The sequence below is a fragment of the Pontibacter sp. E15-1 genome, assembly GCF_022601975.1.
In the GTDB taxonomy this organism is placed as follows: domain Bacteria; phylum Bacteroidota; class Bacteroidia; order Cytophagales; family Hymenobacteraceae; genus Pontibacter.
In genome coordinates, this window is sequence record NZ_JAKVIR010000002.1 from 112,195 (window position 1) to 129,303 (window position 17,109).

Consider the following 17,109-nt stretch of genomic DNA (forward strand, 5'->3'; position numbering starts at 1 on the left):
GTAAAACTCGTGAATAAATGCTTTTGCCTAATACTCCAGCAATTCAGCCATAGCAGCGGCTACCTTATCAGCGTTTGGCAGCATCATCTTCTCCAACTCCACATTCAGGGGTATGGCTGGCAGGTTGGCGGCACCGAGCGTGAAGATCGGGGCGTCCAGCCTTTGGAAGCAGTCCTTGGACAAGCGACCGGCAAGTGACTCGGCAAACGAGTTCATCAACGGTTCCTCCGTCAGCACAAGTGCTTTGCCGTGGCGCAGCACCGAGGCCATCACCGTGTCATAATCCAGTGGGTTAAGCGTGCGCAGGTCCACGATCTCTACCGAGCCGGGGAATTGCTTAGAGGCTGTCTTCGCCCAGTATACCCCCATGCCATAGGTGATCACGGTCATGCTGTTGCCGCTGCGCAGTTCCTCATCTGCGGCGTGCTGCACGATGTTCGCTTTGCCAAGCGGAAGGATGTATGCCTCGTCCGGCTCTACCGTTTTGGCATCCTCCGTACCCGGCACTTTAGACCAGTATATGCCCTTGTGCTCCAGCATCACTACTGGGTTCGGGTCAAGGAAAGCGGCTTTCATGAGGCCCTTCATGTCGGCGGCATTGCTCGGGAACACCACTTTTATACCCCGGATGTTCAGCAGCGTGGACTCGATGCTGCCGGAGTGGTATGGTCCGCCGCCGCCATATGCCCCGATCGGCACCCGGATGACGGACTGCACCGGGAATTGGCCGTTGGACAGGTAGCAGCTCTTGGACAGCTCCTCTACCAGTTGGTTGATGCCGGGCCATATATAATCCGCGAACTGAATTTCCACGATCGCCTTGGCCCCCACCGCCGACATACCCACCGTGGAGCCAATGATGTAGGCCTCTTGTATCGGGGTGTTGAAGACGCGTTCCTCACCGTATTTTTTTGTCAGCAGCGCGGCCTCCCGGAAAACCCCGCCCAGCTCGCCGCCAACATCCTGCCCATAGAACAGCGCCTCGGGGTGGGTGCGCAGCATGTCGTCTACGGCATGCAGGGCGGCATCCACCATCGGCACCTTCTCGGCACCCGCGGGACTGCGTTCTCCCTTCTCTTCGGTTACAGGGGTCGGGGCAAACTCATGCTGGTCGAACGTGGCGGGGTCGGGGTTGGGGGCAGCCAGGGCGCGCGCATAGTCTTCGGCAACTTTCTCGCGGGCCTGCCGCTCCAGTGCGTCAACCTCATCGGCTGCCACGTCGGCGTCCGTCAGCGCCTGCCGCAGGTGCGGGATCGGATCCTGCGCCTGGTGCTCCGTGAGGTTTTTGCCGCGGTACCACTCCCGCCGCACGCCGGAGGTATGGTGGCCCAGCAAGGGCACTTTGGCATGCACCAGAATCGGACGGCGCACTTTGCGGGCGTACTCGAAAGCAATGCGCATCGCTTCATACGACGCCACAAAATCAGCCCCGTCCACGCGCAGGCGCTCCATACCCTTAAAGCCACCGGCATACTCATAGGCGTCCATGGCGCGCATCTCTTTTCCCGTAGCCGAAATGCCCCAGTCATTGTCCTGGATCAGGTATACAATCGGGAGCCCTTTCAGCACAGCCATCTGGAACGCCTCTGCCACCTCTCCCTCAGTTACGGAGCCATCCCCCAGCGAGCAAAGCACCACCGGCTTCTCCTCGCCATGCAGCAGCCCCTGCCCTTCGAGGTATGCAATGCCGTGCGCCATGCCTGTGGCCGGTATGGCCTGCATGCCCGTGGCGGAGCTTTGGTGCGGTATGGTAGGGAAGCCCTCCCGCTTGAGCGACGGATGACCATAGTACGTGCGGCCGCCCGAGAAGGGGTCGTCGGCCTTTGCCATCAGCTGCAGCATGAGCTCATATGGCTGCAGGCCGATGCCCAGCAGCATCGCGTCGTCGCGGTAATACGGGGAAGCATAGTCGTAGGGGTGCAGGTGCAGGGCGGCAGCCAGCTGTATGGCCTCATGCCCGCGGGAGGTGCTGTGCACATACTTGCTGCAAACGGCTTTGTTTTCTTCGTAGGTATCTGCCAGGGCCTTGGCAGTATGCATCAGTCGGTATGCGTTTTTTAACAGATCTACGTGCAGCTTGTCGGCTGCCAGAGTCATATTCGGCATGTGTGTCTATCGGTTTGCACCAATGTACGAATTTCCAGACCGGATGTAAAATATGCCTTTACGCTCGGTTCTCCCGCCTTTATTTGGTAATTTTGTAGGATGAAAAGCAGATCGCGGGACTTATTGAAAAGCATGTAGCCGACCGGCTGCTCTGTTTGTAAATTTAAAAAAAATGCCCGCTTCCTCGTTCGTTTTCATAATCCATATTTTTTTTGATTTCTGCGTTTACCGATATGTTTAGAGAGAAAGTCGAAGCCTTCATGCGCCAGTTTCAGGCAGATTTGTGCCAGGCCCTCGAACAGTGCGATGGCGGGGCCACGTTTCAGTCTGATGTATGGGAGCACGAGGGCGGCGGCGGCGGCGACTCGCGGGTGATCCAAAACGGCGACGTGCTGGAGAAGGGCGGCGTCAACTTCTCGGCGGTGGAGGGCGAGCTCTCCCCTGCCTTCCTGCAAATGCTGCAGATGCCCGACCCGGCCTATTTTGCCACCGGCGTGTCGGTGGTGATGCACCCCCACAGTCCCCGCGTGCCCATCACGCACATGAACGTGCGCTATTTCGAGGCGGGCAACGGGCAGGCCTGGTTTGGCGGCGGCATCGACCTCACCCCCATCTACCTGGATATGGAACAGGCGCGGGCGTTTCATGCGCAGCTGAAGGAGGTATGCGACAAGCACCACCCTACTTATTATGCCGAGTTTAAGAAATGGGCCGACGATTACTTTTACAACGCGCACCGCGACGAGACGCGCGGCGTGGGCGGCATTTTCTTCGACCGCCTCTCCGAAACCCACGAGATCAGCCTGGAAGAGCGCTTTGCCTTTGTGCAGGACGTGGCCTATGCCTTCATCCCTTTTTATACCTCCGTCATCAACCAAAACCGTGACCTGCCCTACGGGGAGCGCGAAAAGCAGTGGCAACTGCTGCGACGCGGCCGCTACGTGGAGTTTAACCTGGTGTATGACCGCGGCACGAAGTTCGGGCTCCTGACAAAGGGGCGCATCGAGTCGATTCTGATGAGCCTCCCGACCAACGCCTCGTGGCTGTATAACTTCACGCCGGAGCCCGACAGTCCGGAAGAGCGCACGCAGGCCGCTCTCAAAAAAGACATCGACTGGCTAAACGCGCAGTAAAGGGTATGGAAGAACTGGCACAACTGGATCAGGAGGCGTTTGTATACCTCAACGGCATGCACAGCCCTTTTTGGGACGGGGTGATGGTGCTGGTGTCGAATAAGTTTTTCTGGATTCCGTTTTACCTCGCGCTCGTGATTTACCTCGTTTGGCGCTATCACCGGCAAAGCTTCCTAATGATAGCAATGGCGCTTGTGGCCATTGGACTTGCCGATTTTGTGGCGTCGGGCGTATTCAAACCGTACTTTGCCCGCCTCCGCCCCTGCCACGACCCTGAGCTGTCGGCGGTCATCAACATTGTGAAGGGCTGTGGGGGCAGGTTTGGCTTCATGTCGTCGCACGCGGCCACAGGCTTTGCCCTGGCGGTTTTCTTCAACCTCATCCTCTCCGACCGCTACCTGATCTTCAAGGTCGTGCTGGTGACGTGGGCTGTGGTGGTGTCGTACAGCCGCATTTACCTGGGCGTGCATTACCCCGGCGACACGCTGGCGGGTGCGTTGCTGGGTTCATTTCTGGCCTACTGCTCCTCTATCGGCTATACCCGGCTGTTGAACAAATACCCATCGCTGGTGCGTTAAACCTTTGCAGCAAAGCGCTGTTCTCTCAGAACAATCACAACAGCAACCCGAGTGCGCGGCTATAGCTATACTATTTTCCTTCTGATCTTTTTGCTTTGCGCGGCTGCGTCGGCCGTGGCACAAGGAACCTATACCGTTTCGGGCCGGGTGGTGGATGCCGCCTCCGGCGAGGGACTGGCAGGTGCTGCCGTGGCCCTGAAAGAGCGCATTCGGATCGGCGCGACCACTGATGCCTCCGGGAATTTCTCGTTTGCAGCCCCGGCGGGCTATTATACCCTCCTCACCAAGTACATCGGTTACAGCACCAGCGAGCAGCCGCTGCAACTCGAGCAGAACCAGCAGGTAACCGTCCGTTTGGCCACAGCGCCTTACGCCATCCGGGAGGTGGAGGTGCAGGTCGAGCGGAAAACGCCGCTGCAGGAGTCGGCTGCGATGGGAAAAATTGAGCTCCCCATGGAGATGATCAAAACGCTTCCGGTGCTGTTTGGCGAGGTGGATATCCTAAAGACCATACAACTGCTGCCGGGTGTGCTGTCGGGCGGCGAGGGCAACACCGGTTTTTACGTGCGGGGCGGCGGCGCAGACCAGAACCTCGTGCTGCTCGACAAGTCGACCATCTACAACCCCGGCCATCTGTTCAACTTCTTCTCCGTTTTCAACAGCGACGCGATCGAGAACACCACGCTGCTGAAAGGCAGCATGCCCGCCCGGTATGGCGGACGCCTCTCCTCGGTGCTGGATATCGAGAGCAAGGACGGGGACATGCAGTCGTTTCGGGCGGATGGCGGCATTGGCCTGATCTCCTCGCGGCTGACTGTGCAGGGCCCGCTTGTCAAAGAGAAGGCCTCGTTTATCTTCTCGGGCCGCCGCACCTACGTCGATGCGCTGTTCAACCCCTTTCTGAAAAACACGGAGCAGGGCGGCGTGCCCTACCGTTTCTACGACCTCAACGGAAAGCTGCGGTATACGGTGTCGCCCAAGGACGAAGTGTCGCTGAGCGGCTACTATGGCCGCGACATCGGCAACCTGAAACTCTCCGACGGCCGCTTCACCTCCGACTTTTTCTGGGGCAACGCCAGCGCCACCGCCCGCTGGAAGCATCGCTACAACGACCGGCTGTCGATGGACGTGAGCGGCGTGCTGAGCAATTACACCTTTCAGTTTAGCTGGGATTACGGCGGCTTTGAGACCATCCTGCAAACCGGTGTCCGGGATTACGCCGCCAATGTCGACTTCGACTATACCCCCAACGTGCGCCACCACCTCCAATACGGCGTGCAGTATACCTACCATACCCTCCGGCCCCGGACCGGCGAGGCCATTGGCGAAACGGGCGAGAACTTCGGGACCACGCGGGTACTGCCCAAGTATGCCCACGAGACAGCCCTATACCTGTCTGATGACTGGAACGTGACTGACAAACTGCTGCTCAGTGTCGGGCTCCGCAACAGCTTCTTCACGCAGACGGGCCCTTTCAACTATTACCGCTTCGACGCCAACCAGGCCGTGACCGACTCCACGGTGTATGGCAGCGGAGAAGCCGTGAAGACATACAGCGCCCTGGAGCCGCGCGCCTCGCTGCGGTTGCTGCTGCCGGGCAGCGCTTCTATAAAGGCGGGCTTCACGCAGTCTGCGCAGTACCTGCATTTGGTCTCGAATGCCTATACCACCCTGCCGCTGGATGTATGGGTGCCCAGCTCCGCGATCGTGAAGCCCCAGCGGGCCACCCAGTATGCACTGGGCTACTTTAGGAGTTTGGCTGAGAATCAGTATGAGGGTTCGGTGGAGGTATACTACAAGGATTTGAAAAACCAGCTTGAGTACCGCGAGGGGTTTGCGCCCGGCCCCAGCAACCGCGATCTGGAGTATGAGTTTGTGCGCGGCAACGGCAAGTCGTACGGTGCGGAGTTCTTTCTCCGCAAGAATTACGGCGACCTGCAAGGCTGGGTCGGGTATACCTGGTCCAAAACCACGCGCCAGTTCCCCAATTTAAACGACGGCAAAACATTCCCCGCCCGGTATGACCGGCGCCATGACCTTTCGGTGGTGGGCAGCTACCGCTACAACCCCCGCTGGACGTTTGCCGGCACGTTTGTGTATGGCACCGGACAGGCCACCACCCTGCCTGTGCGGCGCTATTTCCTGGAAGGCACCGTGAATTACCAGTACGGGGACCGCAACAGCTTCCGGATGCAGCCCACGCACCGCCTTGACCTGTCTGCCACGCTGGAGGCCAAATCCCGGGCCCATGTCGCCTCCAGCTGGACGTTCTCCATATATAATGTGTATGGCCGCCGCAACCCGTTTCTGTACTACGTGGATAACGAGGGCAGCTCAACCAGCCAGAACGTGAAGCTCCAGGCCAAGAAAGTATCTATCATCCCGTTCCCGCTGCCGTCTGTCACCTGGAACTTTAGCTGGAAATAAGCATGAGAAAATCTCGCATTTTATACCTACTCGCCGTGCTTCTGCTCCTGGCAGGCTGCGAACAGGACCTGACGATCGACTTACCGGAAGGGCAGGAAAAATTGGTGGTGGAAGGACACATTGAACAGGGCGCTCCGCCCGTGGTGGTGTTGACACGCTCGGTGCCAGTGTTTTCAGAGATCTCGCTGGCGACGCTGGAGAAAAGCTTTGTGCACGGGGCGGCGGTCACCGTGACGGCGGGGGGACGAAGCTATCCGCTGGAGGAGGTGCCCTCGGCCGCTTTCTCTGAAAAACTGAAAGAGGTGGTGAGCGTGCAACTGGGTATACCGGCCGCGCAGCTCGGAGGCAACAGCGGGTTTCTATTTTATGTGTATACCACCGATGCGCTGGAAGGGGCGCTCGGGGAGCGCTATGGGTTAGAGATCCGCTTTGAGGGGCAAACCCTGACCGCCTCCACCACTATTCCGCAGCTCAACCCGCTCGACTCGCTCTGGATTGTGCCGCACCCGACCCAGGACAGCCTCAAAACGCTCTATTACCGCTACACCGACCCCGACACACTTGGCAACAGTGTGCGCTACTTTACCAAACGCAACAGCGAGTCTTTCTTCCCGGGGCTGTTTTCCTCGGTATTTAACGATGAGTTGGTGAACGGGAAGTCGATCAGCTTTCCGCTGGACCGTGGCGAGCCCAAAGGGCAAGCGGAAGTAGACCTCGACCTGTATAGCTATTTTGGGCTGGGCGACACCGTGACAATCCGGTGGGCTGCCCTTGACCTGCCGCACTACCGCTTCTGGTATAGCCTGGAGAACGAGCAGAACAGCAACGGAAGCCCCATCGGCACGCCCAACATCACGCAGTCCAACATCCAGGGCGGGCTAGGCGTTTGGGGAGGCTACGGAGTCACCTACCACAAGATATTTATTGAATAAATTTTGAATAACTGAATTTTGAATAACTGAATATGCTTGAGATCCATATTCAAAATTCAGTTATTCAATTATTCAAAATTAACCCCTCCCCAGCAGGCGGGCAACGTATTTTCCGATGATGTCGAATTCCAGATTCACGCTGTCGCCCGGCTTTACGTGCTGCAGGTTGGTGTGCTGGTAAGTATACGGGATGATGGCCACCGAGAAAGCGTCTTCCTTCGCGTTCACCACTGTCAGGCTGATGCCGTTCACGCAGATGGAGCCCTTCTCCACGGTCACATTTCCCTTACTGGCGTCATACCGGAAGGTGAATACCCAACTGCCGTCCACGTCCTCCACCGACGCGCACACCGCCGTCTGGTCTACATGCCCCTGCACCACGTGCCCGTCGAAGCGGCCATTGGCCAGCATGCAGCGCTCCAGATTCACGACGTCCCCCGGTTTCAGGCTGCTGAGGTTGGTCTTTTGCAGGGTTTCATCAATAGCAGTCACGGTATAGGCATCTCCGTTTATACTCACCACCGTCAGGCAAACGCCATTGTGGGCCACGCTCTGGTCAATTTTCAGTTCGTTGGTAAAGCTAGAGACAATCGTGAAATGCCTGTTCGTGTTCTCTTCCTGAATGGTGGCGACGTGGCCCAGCGTTTCGATAATTCCAGTGAACATGGTGTGCTTGTTAGGTATAAATGGCCGTGTGTGTTGCGCCGTTTCCGGCGGCTGCGCACACGGTTTGTGGCTTTTTGATGCGCAAAGGTAACAGCTTTCGCTGGCTTATGTTTATCCTGCCTGTTTGAAAAGTTTATGTGCCCCGAACGGGGAATATTGAGCAGGTATGCTTATTTTCGCAAAGCTGGGGTATACAGAAACGATTTAGCAACTTTAACGGAATACATGGACACTGACTCGTACAGACACAAGGGCATGCGCCGCGCACTGGTTAATGTGCTGCAGGATAAAGGCATCCGCGACCCGCGCGTTCTCGCCGCCATTCAGGCTGTACCCCGGCACTACTTCTTCGAAAAGGCTTTTCTGGAGCAGGCGTACCAGGACAAGGCGTTTCCCATTGGCGAGGGCCAGACGATTTCACAACCCTATACCGTGGCCTTCCAGACGGAGCTGCTCGAACTCAAGCCCACAGACAAGGTACTGGAGATTGGCACCGGCTCCGGTTACCAGTGCACCGTGCTGCTGCAGCTCACACCAAACGTGTATACCATCGAGTATAACCGCCCGCTTTACGAGAAAGCGGTGATGTACTTTAAAAGGCATGGCCTCAAACCGCATACATTTCATGGAGATGGCTCTGAAGGCTTGCCAGCGAAAGCCCCCTACGACAAGATCATCGTCACGGCCGGAGCGCCAGGTATACCCAAAACGCTGGTGCGGCAGTTGAATGTGGGCGGCATCCTGATCATACCCGTCGGGGATGCGAAAACGCAGAAAATGCTCCGCATCAGGCGCCTGGCCGAGAATGAGTATACCCGGGAGGAATTCCACGATTTCAAGTTCGTGCCGCTTCTGGGCAAATCCGGCTGGGACACCATGGCGTAAGCCCCTCTTTAGCAGTCTTTCACTTCGCTATCGCCTTGGACCTGGTGCCGCTCCGGGCCAAGTATATTTCCTCCTTTGCAGAATGAGGCGTATCTTTGTGGCATCAAACAAGCATTACATACATGCGCAAAGCAAAAAAAGTACAGGAATCTTACGTGATCATGACGGAACTGGTGCTGCCCAACGACACCAACACACTGCATAACCTGATGGGAGGGCGCATGATGCACTGGATGGATATTGTGTCGGCCATTTCCGCCCAAAAGCACTCCAACCGCATCGTGGTAACCGCCTCTGTCGATAACGTTTCGTTTGCGGAGAGCATTAAGCTGGGCAACGTGGTGACCCTGGAGGCCAAAGTGACCCGTGCTTTCAACTCTTCTATGGAGGTTCATATCGTGGTTTACGCCGAGGACATCCCGAGTGGCAAGAAGGTCATGTCGAACCAGGCATTTTTCACGTTTGTGGCGGTAGACCAACTGGGCAACCCGATTGACGTGCCCGCGGCCGAGCCTGAAACTGAAGACGAGGTGAAGCTGTATGATGGTGCCCTGCGCCGCCGCCAGTTGCGCCTTGTGCTTGCCGGACGCATGAAACCGAGTGAGGCCAACGAGCTGAAGTCGATATTCGAGATCAAGGAAGACGCCCAGGGCATCGCATAGGTATGGCAGGGCTGCAGGCAGAGGGTATAAATGAGGAGTTCCTGAAAAACCTCTTCCCGGAAACCATTTATCTGGTGGACAGTGACCTCACGTTGCCAGCGCAACCGGAACAGATAGCACCTGAATCACCCGCACCAGATGCCATACCTCCGGCTATGGAGCAGCCAGCCGCCCTCAAAAACCAGATCACGGAGCACAGTCCCGCCGCCACACCACACATTCCGCATTTGCCCATTCCCGCTGCGCCAGCAAAGTACAAGCTTGCCGGCACCAACGACCGGGGCGTCGTGCTACTGGTCACGTTGCCGGATGCGGAATTCAGTCAGCTCCCGCAACTCACTTTCCTTCAGAAAATACTGGAGGCCATCGGTTTGAAGCAGACGGATGTGGCCTACGTCAACAATGTGTCAGGGGAAATTGCCCGATTCGAGGATTTAGAGCAAGAACTGCAGATACGGTATATTATCAGCTTTGCCAGCCGCCTCGACACGGAACTGCCGCATGACAAATTCACGCTATACCACCCCGTGCTGCTGGGGGATGTGCCTGTGGTGTTCTCGCATGCCCTGGCAAAGCTGGAAAACGACGTGGAGCAAAAGAAACTGCTCTGGAACGCGCTGCAACAGGTTTTTCTGTAACGCTATACCTCATTTGCCGGCACCAAAGCGTGTTTCTGCAAATCTGTAAATTGATCTCCAGACGACATAAACCACAAGCGCCTTCTTTATTAAAAGAAGGCGCTTGTGGTTTATAGGACGATATAAATCCGAGAATTTAGTCGAGCAGGGAAGCCAGCTTTTGCTCTAGGTCCTGCCCTCTCAGGCCTTTAGCGATGATCTTGCCCTCGGGATCGATCAGCACTGTCTGCGGAATGGCGGTTACATTATATAGCTGCGCGGCGCTGCTCTGCCAACCCTGCAGGTCAGACACGTGCGGCCATACCAGTTTGTCTTTCTCGATGGCCTGCACCCACTTATCTTTCGATTGGTCCAGGGACACGCCAAAGATCTCGAATCCTTTGCCCTTGTCTTTGTAAGCATTATACATCTTCACCACATTCGGGTTTTCCTTGCGGCACGGGGCACACCAGCTCGCCCAGAAATCGATGAGCACGTATTTTCCGCGGAGCGATGATAGCTGCCGGGTAGCGCCATCTGGAGTGGGAAGCGAAATATCCGGGGCCGTTTGGCCGATAGCCGTGCTTTTGAACGGTTTGAGGCGCTCGTTCAGCATGGTGGTATATTTTGAGTTCGGCAGGTTCTTGTTGAACAGGGTCGCCATACTGTCGGCAAAAGCGAAATCGCTGCTTGGGTCGATCAGGCTGGCCGTGCCGAACGCTCCGACAACGGAGTTGGGATGCTGTGCGATAAAGTCTTTTACCTGATTCTGCATGGCCACATATTCCTGCCGCGCCTGCTCTGCCTCCTCAGTTTTGCCCTCGGCCATTGCCTGGCTGAAGCGCTGCTCCAGCTCACTTTGCCGCAGGCGGGTTTCGTTCACGAGCTTATTCAGCTCCAGGAACAGTTTGGAGTCCTCAGAGCCTTCAATCTTTGCCGTGCCGTTTATATCCTTTGCATCCGCCTCCAATTGTAGCTTTCCCTCGCTCAGCACCATCATCAGGCCGTTCTGCTGATCCAGTGTGATGCGGTAAAGGGTCGGCTCATGCACAGTACCTTCGAAGGTGAAGCTGCCATCCGCAGCGATCTGGGCCGTGTCGCGGGCGACAAACTGCGTCTCGCCCAGCTCGAAAAGGTAGATAGGCCCAGGCGTCGCGTTGGTCAGCTTGCCGCTTATCGTATAGTTATCGTCTCCGTTTGAGGTGGTTTTGTTGCCCTGGCAACCAGCCAGCAGCACGCTGGCGGTGGCCATCACGGCCAGATTTCTAAGTTTCATATGGTATAGTTTACGCATTCAGGCTTTCCCGTAGCAACTTGTTTGCCACTTTCGGGTCTGCTTTGCCTTTGGTTTTTTTCATGATCTCGCCCATGAACATACCTACCAGCGACTGCTTCCCAGCTTTATACTCCTCCACTTTGGCGGGGTTGTCGGCCAGCACGTCTCTGATGATCTGGCTCAGCTCATCGGCGTTCGATTCCTGAATCAGGTTGAGTTCCTCGGCCACTTGCTGCGCAGGCACCGTCGGATGCTCCAGCATGTATGGGAAAATCTTCTTGGCCGCCGCCGAGTGATTCACCTTGTTAGCATCTACTAAAGCGATTATAGCGGCAATTTGTTCCGGCTGAAGTGGGAAGTCCTTGATATGCAGCTGCAGCTCGTTGAGGTATGACTTCACCGGGCCCATCATCCAGTTGGAGGCGGCCTTGTAGTTGGTGGTGTGCTTGCAGAACTCCTCGAAGTACAAGGCGATCTCTTTAGCGTCTGTCAGTACGGCGGCGTCATACTCAGGCAAGCCATACTCCCCCACAAACCGGTTGTAGAGTTCCTGCGGCAAGCTTGGCATGCTTTGCCGGATGCCCTCCAGCCATTCCCGCTCAATCACAAGCGGCGGCAGGTCCGGCTCCGGGAAGTAACGGTAGTCGTTCAGGTTTTCCTTGGAGCGCTGCGAAGTCGTGTTGCCTGTGTTGGCGTCATACCCGCGGGTTTCCCCGTCTACTTTCCCGCCGTTTTCCAGGATCGTGATCTGGCGCTCTATTTCGTGCTCGATGGCACGCTGCACGTTCCGGAAGGAGTTCATGTTCTTTACCTCTACCTTGGTGCCGTAAATCTCAGAGCCTTTTAGCATCACCGACACGTTGGCATCGCAGCGCAGCGAGCCTTCCTCCATGTTACCGTCGCAAATCTCGAGGTAGCGCACCAGGCGGCGTATCTCGGTCAGGAAGTTGTAGGCCTCCACAGAGTCGCGGATATCCGGCTCCGAAACGATCTCGATCAGCGGCACGCCGGCCCGGTTCAGGTCCACAAGCGTCTCAATCTCGCCGGGCAAGTGCATCGACTTTCCGGCGTCTTCCTCCATATGGATCCGCGTGATGCCGATACGCTTCTCCTCGTTGTTTTCGTTCTTCACATCCAGGTGCCCATGCGTACACACCGGGGTTTTGTCCTGCGTGATTTGGTAGCCTTTCGGAAGGTCGGGATAGAAATAGTTTTTGCGGGCGTACAGGTTGTAGCGCGTAATGTCGCAGTTGGTGGCAATACCCATTTTCACGGCCATCTCCACTACCTTCTTGTTCACATAAGGCAAGGTGCCCGGGTGCCCGAGTGTGATGACGCTGATGTTGGTGTTGGGCATCATGCCATATTCGGTAGAGTCAGCGGCATAGGCCTTACTTTCCGTCAGCATCTGGGCATGTACCTCTAGGCCGATTACAGCCTGGTATTTATCTCTTATTTCTTTATCCATCTGTATAGTATGAACTAAGCGTTCAAGGATTTCTTTAGTAATTCCAGGGCTTTGGCAGTCACTGCCGGCAAGCCTGCAGTGTCTTTGCCTCCGGCCGTGGCGTAAAATGGCTGACCGCCGCCGCCGCCTTTTATTTCTTTGGCAAGCTCACGCACCAGCTGGCTGGCATTCAGGTTTTTGTCGGCCACCACATTATCGGAGAGCATCACCGCGATCTGGGGCTTTCCGTCGATCTCGGCGGCCAGCACCAGCACCAGGTTGTCGACCACCTGCCGGAGGTCGAAAGCCAGTTTCTTCAGGTGTTCGGCGTTGCTGACGTCTACTTTCTGCGCCACAAAGTTCACGCCGTTCAGCGGCTGTACCTGCTGTGCCAGCGTGTCTTTCAGTACGCCCAACTGCTTCAGCTCATACTGCTCCAGTTGCTTTTGCAGCACCCTGTAATCCTCCTGCAGCTTCTGCACTGCCCCCGACAGGTTGCTCTGTGTGCCGATGGTTTCGCGCACCGCGTGCAGCTCGTTCAACTGCTGCTGCACATACTCCTCGGCCAACGTGGCGGTCACGGCCTCAATGCGGCGAACGCCTGCCGCCACCGAACTCTCGGATACTATTTTGAAGTAGCCGATCTGGCCGGTGTTATACACGTGCGTTCCGCCGCAAAGCTCCACAGAATGGTCGCGGTCGAAAGTGATGACGCGCACGAACTCCCCGTATTTCTCGCCAAACAGGGCCATGGCACCCATTTCCTTCGCTTCTGCAATTGGGGTGTTGCGCTGCTCATCCAGGGGTATGCTCTGGCGCACGCGCTCGTTCACGATATGCTCTACCTCGCGTAGCTGTGCCTCATCCACTTTGGCAAAGTGCGAAAAGTCGAAACGCAGCAGCTTCTCGTTTACCAGCGAGCCGCGCTGTTGCACGTGCTCTCCTAAAACTTTCCTTAAAGCGGCATGCAGCAAATGCGTGGCAGAGTGGTTTTTACGGATAAAGTTGCGGCGCTCCACATCAATCTGGCTCTGGAAGCCAACCTCCAGGTTTTGGGGCAGCTTTGTTGTGATGTGCAGGATCAAATCGTTTTCCTTCTTGGTGTCCAGCACCTCCACCTGCTCCGAGTCAGAGATCAGGTAGCCGGAGTCGCCCACCTGTCCGCCGCTTTCGGCATAAAACGGCGTCTGGTCCAGCACCAGGTGGAATTCGCTCTTGTTCTTGGTTTTGACCTGGCGGTAGCGCACGATATGGGAGTCGGCCACCTCGCAGTCATACCCCACAAACTCATTCACCACGTCGGGCTGCAAAATCACCCAGTCGGTTTGCTCGGTTGCCGAGGCATTGCGGGAGCGGTTTTTCTGCTGCTCCATCTCCGCGGTAAAGCCCGACTCGTCTATGGTAAACCCTTTCTCGCGGGCAATCAGGGCTGTCAAATCCAGCGGAAAACCGAAGGTGTCATACAGTTCGAAGGCCGTTTTGCCATCGATCACCTTGTCGCTTTCCCTGAACTTTTCCTCCAGCGCATCCAGCCGTTTCAGGCCATTGTCCAGGGTGCGCAGAAAGGCGTTTTCCTCTTCCTCGATTACGCGCTGCACAAAGCTCAGCTGCTGCTTCAGCTCCGGGAAAACGTGGGCCATCTGGTCGGCCAGCACAGCGGCAAGCTTATACAGAAACGGCTTTTTGAAGTCGAGGAAAGTGAAGCCATACCGTACCGCGCGGCGCAGGATACGGCGGATCACGTAGCCGGCCTTGTTGTTGGATGGCAGTTGCCCGTCGGTGATGGCAAAGGCGATGGCGCGGATATGGTCGGCCATCACGCGGATGGCAATGTCTATTTTCTCGCTCTCGCCATACACAACGCCAGCCTCTTTGGCGATATATTGAATCAGGGGTTGGAAAACATCGGTGTCGTAGTTCGAGCGCTTGCCCTGTATGGCCATGCACAAACGCTCGAAGCCCATACCGGTATCTACGTGCTGCGCAGGCAGTTTCACGAGCGAGCCGTCAGCCAGTCGGTTAAACTCCATGAACACGTTGTTCCAGATCTCCACCACCTGCGGGTGATCGTTGTTCACAAGGTCCTTGCCCGGCACCTGCGCGATCTCCTCCTCGGAGCGCAGGTCTATATGGATTTCAGAGCATGGCCCGCAGGGACCAGTGTCGCCCATTTCCCAGAAGTTGTCTTTCTTGGAGCCATACAGGATGCGGTCTTCCGGTACCATGGTTTTCCAGATAGCGAAAGCCTCCTCGTCTTTCTCAAGGTTGTCGGCCTTATCACCCTCAAAAACAGAAACATACAGCCTATCTTTCGGCAGTTGGTATACCTCTGTCAGCAGTTCCCAGGCCCAGTGCAGCGCCTCTTTCTTAAAATAATCGCCGAACGACCAGTTGCCCAGCATCTCAAACATGGTATGGTGGTAGGTATCGTAGCCCACTTCCTCCAGGTCGTTGTGCTTGCCACTCACGCGAAGGCATTTCTGCGTGTCGGCAATGCGCCTGTAGGGCGCAGGCTTGTTGCCCAGAAAATAGTCTTTGAAGGGTGCCATACCGGAGTTGATGAACATCAACGTCGGGTCGTCTTTCACCACAAGCGGGGCAGAAGGCACAACCTGGTGCTGTTTAGAAGCAAAGAAGTCGAAAAACTTCTGTCTGATTTCAGCTGAATTCATGTATGAGTATTAAGCCTTTAGATATTGCGTGCTGTACTTGTTGTTTAATAACAAAAAATGTGGAATTTTTGTCTGTCAGAACCCCGTTACCCGGAGCAGCCCAAAAACCCCAATAGGGGCAAAAGTAGCATTTTTTGAGCGTAATCAGTAGCATATGTTTCAAAATTAGTAACGGGGGGCACATAAATATAGCAGATTAATTATGCCTTATAAAGAAAGAGAAATCGAAAAGCAGTACTACACCATCGGCGAGGTGGCGGCCCAGTTCGACGTGGCCCCCTCCCTGATTCGCTTCTGGGAAACGGAGTTTGAGCAACTCAAGCCCAAGAAGAACAAGAAAGGCAACCGCCAGTATACCCCCAAAGACATTGAGACGCTGCGCACCGTGTACCACCTCGTGAAAGAGCGCGGCTATACCATACAGGGAGCACGCGAGGTGATGAAAAACAAATCGGTGCAGACCAAGGACAAAATCGAGATCCTCGAGTCGCTGGAGAAGGTGAAGGCCTTTCTGCACGGGATCAAGAGCCAGTTGAACACCAAAGGCTAAGTGCGCCGTAAGCAGCCAATATGGTAAACGAAGAGCAATTGTATGAGGTCGCGCTCACGCGGCTTCCGGGCGTGGGGCCGCAGCTCACACGGCAACTGGTCAGTTATTGCGGCTCCCCGAAAGGGGCCTTTGATGCGCCTCCCGGCAAGCTGCTCAAAATCCCGGGCATCGGAAACGGCGTCGCTAAAGCCGTGCGTGAGGGTGCCAAAGCGGCCCTGCTGCAGGCCGAAGAGGTGCTCAGGCAGGCGGAGGCCCAGGAGGTGAAGCTCCTGTTTTATACCTCCCCGGCGTACCCTGACCGCCTGAAGCAAATTGCTGACGCGCCCACCCTGCTCTACCTGCGCGGCAACGCCAACCTGAATCAGCGCCGCATTGTCAGTATCGTGGGCACGCGCCAGGCCTCTGCCTATGGGCAGACGGTGACGGAGCGTATCATAGAAGATCTCAAGCCGCACCATGTGATGATCGTCAGCGGTCTGGCCTATGGGATTGACATCCTGGCGCACCGGGCTGCCCTGCAGGCGGGACTCCCCACGGTGGGCGTGATGGCCAGTGGCCCGGATATCATTTACCCGGCGGTGCACCGCAAATACGCCGAGCGCATGCTCAGCCAGGGAGGGCTGCTGACAGAAAGCGTGTTCGGCACTAAACCGGACGCCCCGCGCTTTCCGGCGCGCAACCGGATCATAGCGGGCATGTCAGACTGCACCATCGTGGTGGAGGCTACCAAAAAAAGCGGCACGCTCATCACCGCCGACATCGCGCATGGGTATGACAAGGAGGTTATGGCTGTGCCCGGCAACATCAACTCGCCAGTTTCGGAGGGGCCAAATTACCTTATCAGGTCGCTAAAGGCAGCCGCCTATACCTCCGCCCAGGACTTAATCGAGCTTCTGAACTGGGATTTAGAGGATGCCTCGGACTCAAAAGCCCGAAAGGCTACGCTCACGTTTGACGCATCTGAGTTTAACCCCGACGAACTGCGGGTGTTGCACGTGTTGCAGCAGGCGCAGGAAGAGCAGATGGACAACATCAGTTGGAAGGCGCAGGTACCGGTAAGTCTCTTAGCTTCGGTGCTTTTGAGCCTTGAGTTTAAAGGGATAGTGAAAGCAATGCCAGGGAAAAGATTCCGGTTGCTGGTCTGAGTTTGCCGGCTCC

The 17,109-nt window shown here is 56.4% G+C and carries 14 protein-coding genes; 9 read left to right on the top strand and 5 right to left on the bottom strand.

Annotated features, from left to right (window positions below; genetic code table 11):
- Positions 1-27 precede the first annotated feature (27 nt).
- The gene (locus tag MKJ04_RS01980) at positions 28-2,106 is read right to left on the bottom strand and encodes a thiamine pyrophosphate-dependent enzyme (protein ID WP_241638774.1); all 2,079 of its coding nucleotides are present in this window, start codon (positions 2,104-2,106) and stop codon (positions 28-30) included.
- A gap of 233 nt (positions 2,107-2,339) precedes the next feature.
- Between MKJ04_RS01980 and hemF the strand changes: the two genes are divergently transcribed.
- The 4 genes from hemF to MKJ04_RS02000 all read left to right on the top strand — a co-directional run bounded on the left by hemF (position 2,340) and on the right by MKJ04_RS02000 (position 7,176).
- Positions 2,340-3,239 (top strand): oxygen-dependent coproporphyrinogen oxidase, encoded by a 900-nt coding sequence (gene hemF, locus MKJ04_RS01985; protein ID WP_241638777.1) that lies wholly within the window; start codon positions 2,340-2,342, stop codon positions 3,237-3,239.
- 5 nt (positions 3,240-3,244) lie between these two features.
- Entirely contained in the window at positions 3,245-3,817 is a 573-nt protein-coding gene (locus MKJ04_RS01990; protein ID WP_241638779.1) for a phosphatase PAP2 family protein, read from the top strand.
- Positions 3,818-3,931: 114 nt separating this feature from the next.
- On the top strand, positions 3,932-6,244 hold the full coding sequence (locus MKJ04_RS01995) for a TonB-dependent receptor (RefSeq protein WP_241638781.1): 2,313 nt from the start codon (positions 3,932-3,934) through the stop codon (positions 6,242-6,244).
- A 2-nt stretch (positions 6,245-6,246) separates the two neighbouring features.
- Positions 6,247-7,176 carry a DUF4249 family protein gene (locus MKJ04_RS02000; protein ID WP_241638784.1) on the top strand — a complete coding sequence of 310 codons (930 nt, stop codon included), beginning with the start codon at positions 6,247-6,249 and terminating at the stop codon, positions 7,174-7,176.
- Positions 7,177-7,254: 78 nt separating this feature from the next.
- Here MKJ04_RS02000 and MKJ04_RS02005 read toward each other — a convergent pair whose 3' ends face one another.
- Complete coding sequence (locus MKJ04_RS02005; protein WP_241638787.1) at positions 7,255-7,842, bottom strand: riboflavin synthase; 588 nt, start codon at positions 7,840-7,842, stop codon at positions 7,255-7,257.
- Between the two features lie 225 nt (positions 7,843-8,067).
- Here MKJ04_RS02005 and MKJ04_RS02010 point away from each other — a divergent pair, with 225 nt between their 5' ends.
- The 3 genes from MKJ04_RS02010 (at position 8,068) to MKJ04_RS02020 (ending at position 10,027) form a co-directional block, all read left to right on the top strand.
- Complete coding sequence (locus tag MKJ04_RS02010) at positions 8,068-8,727, top strand: protein-L-isoaspartate(D-aspartate) O-methyltransferase (RefSeq protein WP_241638790.1); 660 nt, start codon at positions 8,068-8,070, stop codon at positions 8,725-8,727.
- A gap of 122 nt (positions 8,728-8,849) precedes the next feature.
- Positions 8,850-9,389, top strand: a complete 540-nt coding sequence (locus MKJ04_RS02015; RefSeq protein WP_241638793.1) for an acyl-CoA thioesterase — start codon at positions 8,850-8,852, stop codon at positions 9,387-9,389.
- 2 nt (positions 9,390-9,391) lie between these two features.
- Positions 9,392-10,027, top strand: coding sequence for a hypothetical protein (locus MKJ04_RS02020; RefSeq protein WP_241638796.1), 636 nt, complete (start codon positions 9,392-9,394; stop codon positions 10,025-10,027).
- 136 nt (positions 10,028-10,163) lie between these two features.
- Here the strand turns inward: MKJ04_RS02020 and MKJ04_RS02025 are convergent, their stop codons facing one another.
- The 3 genes from MKJ04_RS02025 to alaS are packed head-to-tail and all read right to left on the bottom strand — an operon-like array spanning position 10,164 to position 15,401.
- On the bottom strand, positions 10,164-11,282 hold the full coding sequence (locus MKJ04_RS02025; protein ID WP_241638797.1) for a TlpA disulfide reductase family protein: 1,119 nt from the start codon (positions 11,280-11,282) through the stop codon (positions 10,164-10,166).
- 10 nt (positions 11,283-11,292) lie between these two features.
- Complete coding sequence (gene gatB, locus MKJ04_RS02030) at positions 11,293-12,750, bottom strand: Asp-tRNA(Asn)/Glu-tRNA(Gln) amidotransferase subunit GatB (protein WP_241638799.1); 1,458 nt, start codon at positions 12,748-12,750, stop codon at positions 11,293-11,295.
- Positions 12,751-12,764: 14 nt separating this feature from the next.
- Positions 12,765-15,401 (bottom strand): alanine--tRNA ligase, encoded by a 2,637-nt coding sequence (gene alaS, locus MKJ04_RS02035; protein WP_241638801.1) that lies wholly within the window; start codon positions 15,399-15,401, stop codon positions 12,765-12,767.
- 202 nt (positions 15,402-15,603) lie between these two features.
- Between alaS and MKJ04_RS02040 the strand changes: the two genes are divergently transcribed.
- A complete protein-coding gene (locus MKJ04_RS02040; protein ID WP_241638803.1) occupies positions 15,604-15,951 on the top strand; it encodes a MerR family transcriptional regulator in 348 nt (115 codons plus the stop codon).
- A gap of 20 nt (positions 15,952-15,971) precedes the next feature.
- The gene (dprA, locus tag MKJ04_RS02045; protein WP_241638805.1) at positions 15,972-17,096 is read left to right on the top strand and encodes a DNA-processing protein DprA; all 1,125 of its coding nucleotides are present in this window, start codon (positions 15,972-15,974) and stop codon (positions 17,094-17,096) included.
- The last annotated feature ends 13 nt before the right edge of the window (positions 17,097-17,109 follow it).

Coding starts and splice junctions, on each gene's coding strand:
- MKJ04_RS01980 (WP_241638774.1), bottom strand. CDS start 2,106: ATGCCGAATATGACTCTGGCAGCCGACAAGCTGCACGTAGATCTGTTA.
- hemF (WP_241638777.1), top strand. CDS start 2,340: ATGTTTAGAGAGAAAGTCGAAGCCTTCATGCGCCAGTTTCAGGCAGAT.
- MKJ04_RS01990 (WP_241638779.1), top strand. CDS start 3,245: ATGGAAGAACTGGCACAACTGGATCAGGAGGCGTTTGTATACCTCAAC.
- MKJ04_RS02000 (WP_241638784.1), top strand. CDS start 6,247: ATGAGAAAATCTCGCATTTTATACCTACTCGCCGTGCTTCTGCTCCTG.
- MKJ04_RS02005 (WP_241638787.1), bottom strand. CDS start 7,842: ATGTTCACTGGAATTATCGAAACGCTGGGCCACGTCGCCACCATTCAG.
- MKJ04_RS02010 (WP_241638790.1), top strand. CDS start 8,068: ATGGACACTGACTCGTACAGACACAAGGGCATGCGCCGCGCACTGGTT.
- MKJ04_RS02015 (WP_241638793.1), top strand. CDS start 8,850: ATGCGCAAAGCAAAAAAAGTACAGGAATCTTACGTGATCATGACGGAA.
- MKJ04_RS02020 (WP_241638796.1), top strand. CDS start 9,392: ATGGCAGGGCTGCAGGCAGAGGGTATAAATGAGGAGTTCCTGAAAAAC.
- MKJ04_RS02025 (WP_241638797.1), bottom strand. CDS start 11,282: ATGAAACTTAGAAATCTGGCCGTGATGGCCACCGCCAGCGTGCTGCTG.
- gatB (WP_241638799.1), bottom strand. CDS start 12,750: ATGGATAAAGAAATAAGAGATAAATACCAGGCTGTAATCGGCCTAGAG.
- alaS (WP_241638801.1), bottom strand. CDS start 15,401: ATGAATTCAGCTGAAATCAGACAGAAGTTTTTCGACTTCTTTGCTTCT.
- MKJ04_RS02040 (WP_241638803.1), top strand. CDS start 15,604: ATGCCTTATAAAGAAAGAGAAATCGAAAAGCAGTACTACACCATCGGC.
- dprA (WP_241638805.1), top strand. CDS start 15,972: ATGGTAAACGAAGAGCAATTGTATGAGGTCGCGCTCACGCGGCTTCCG.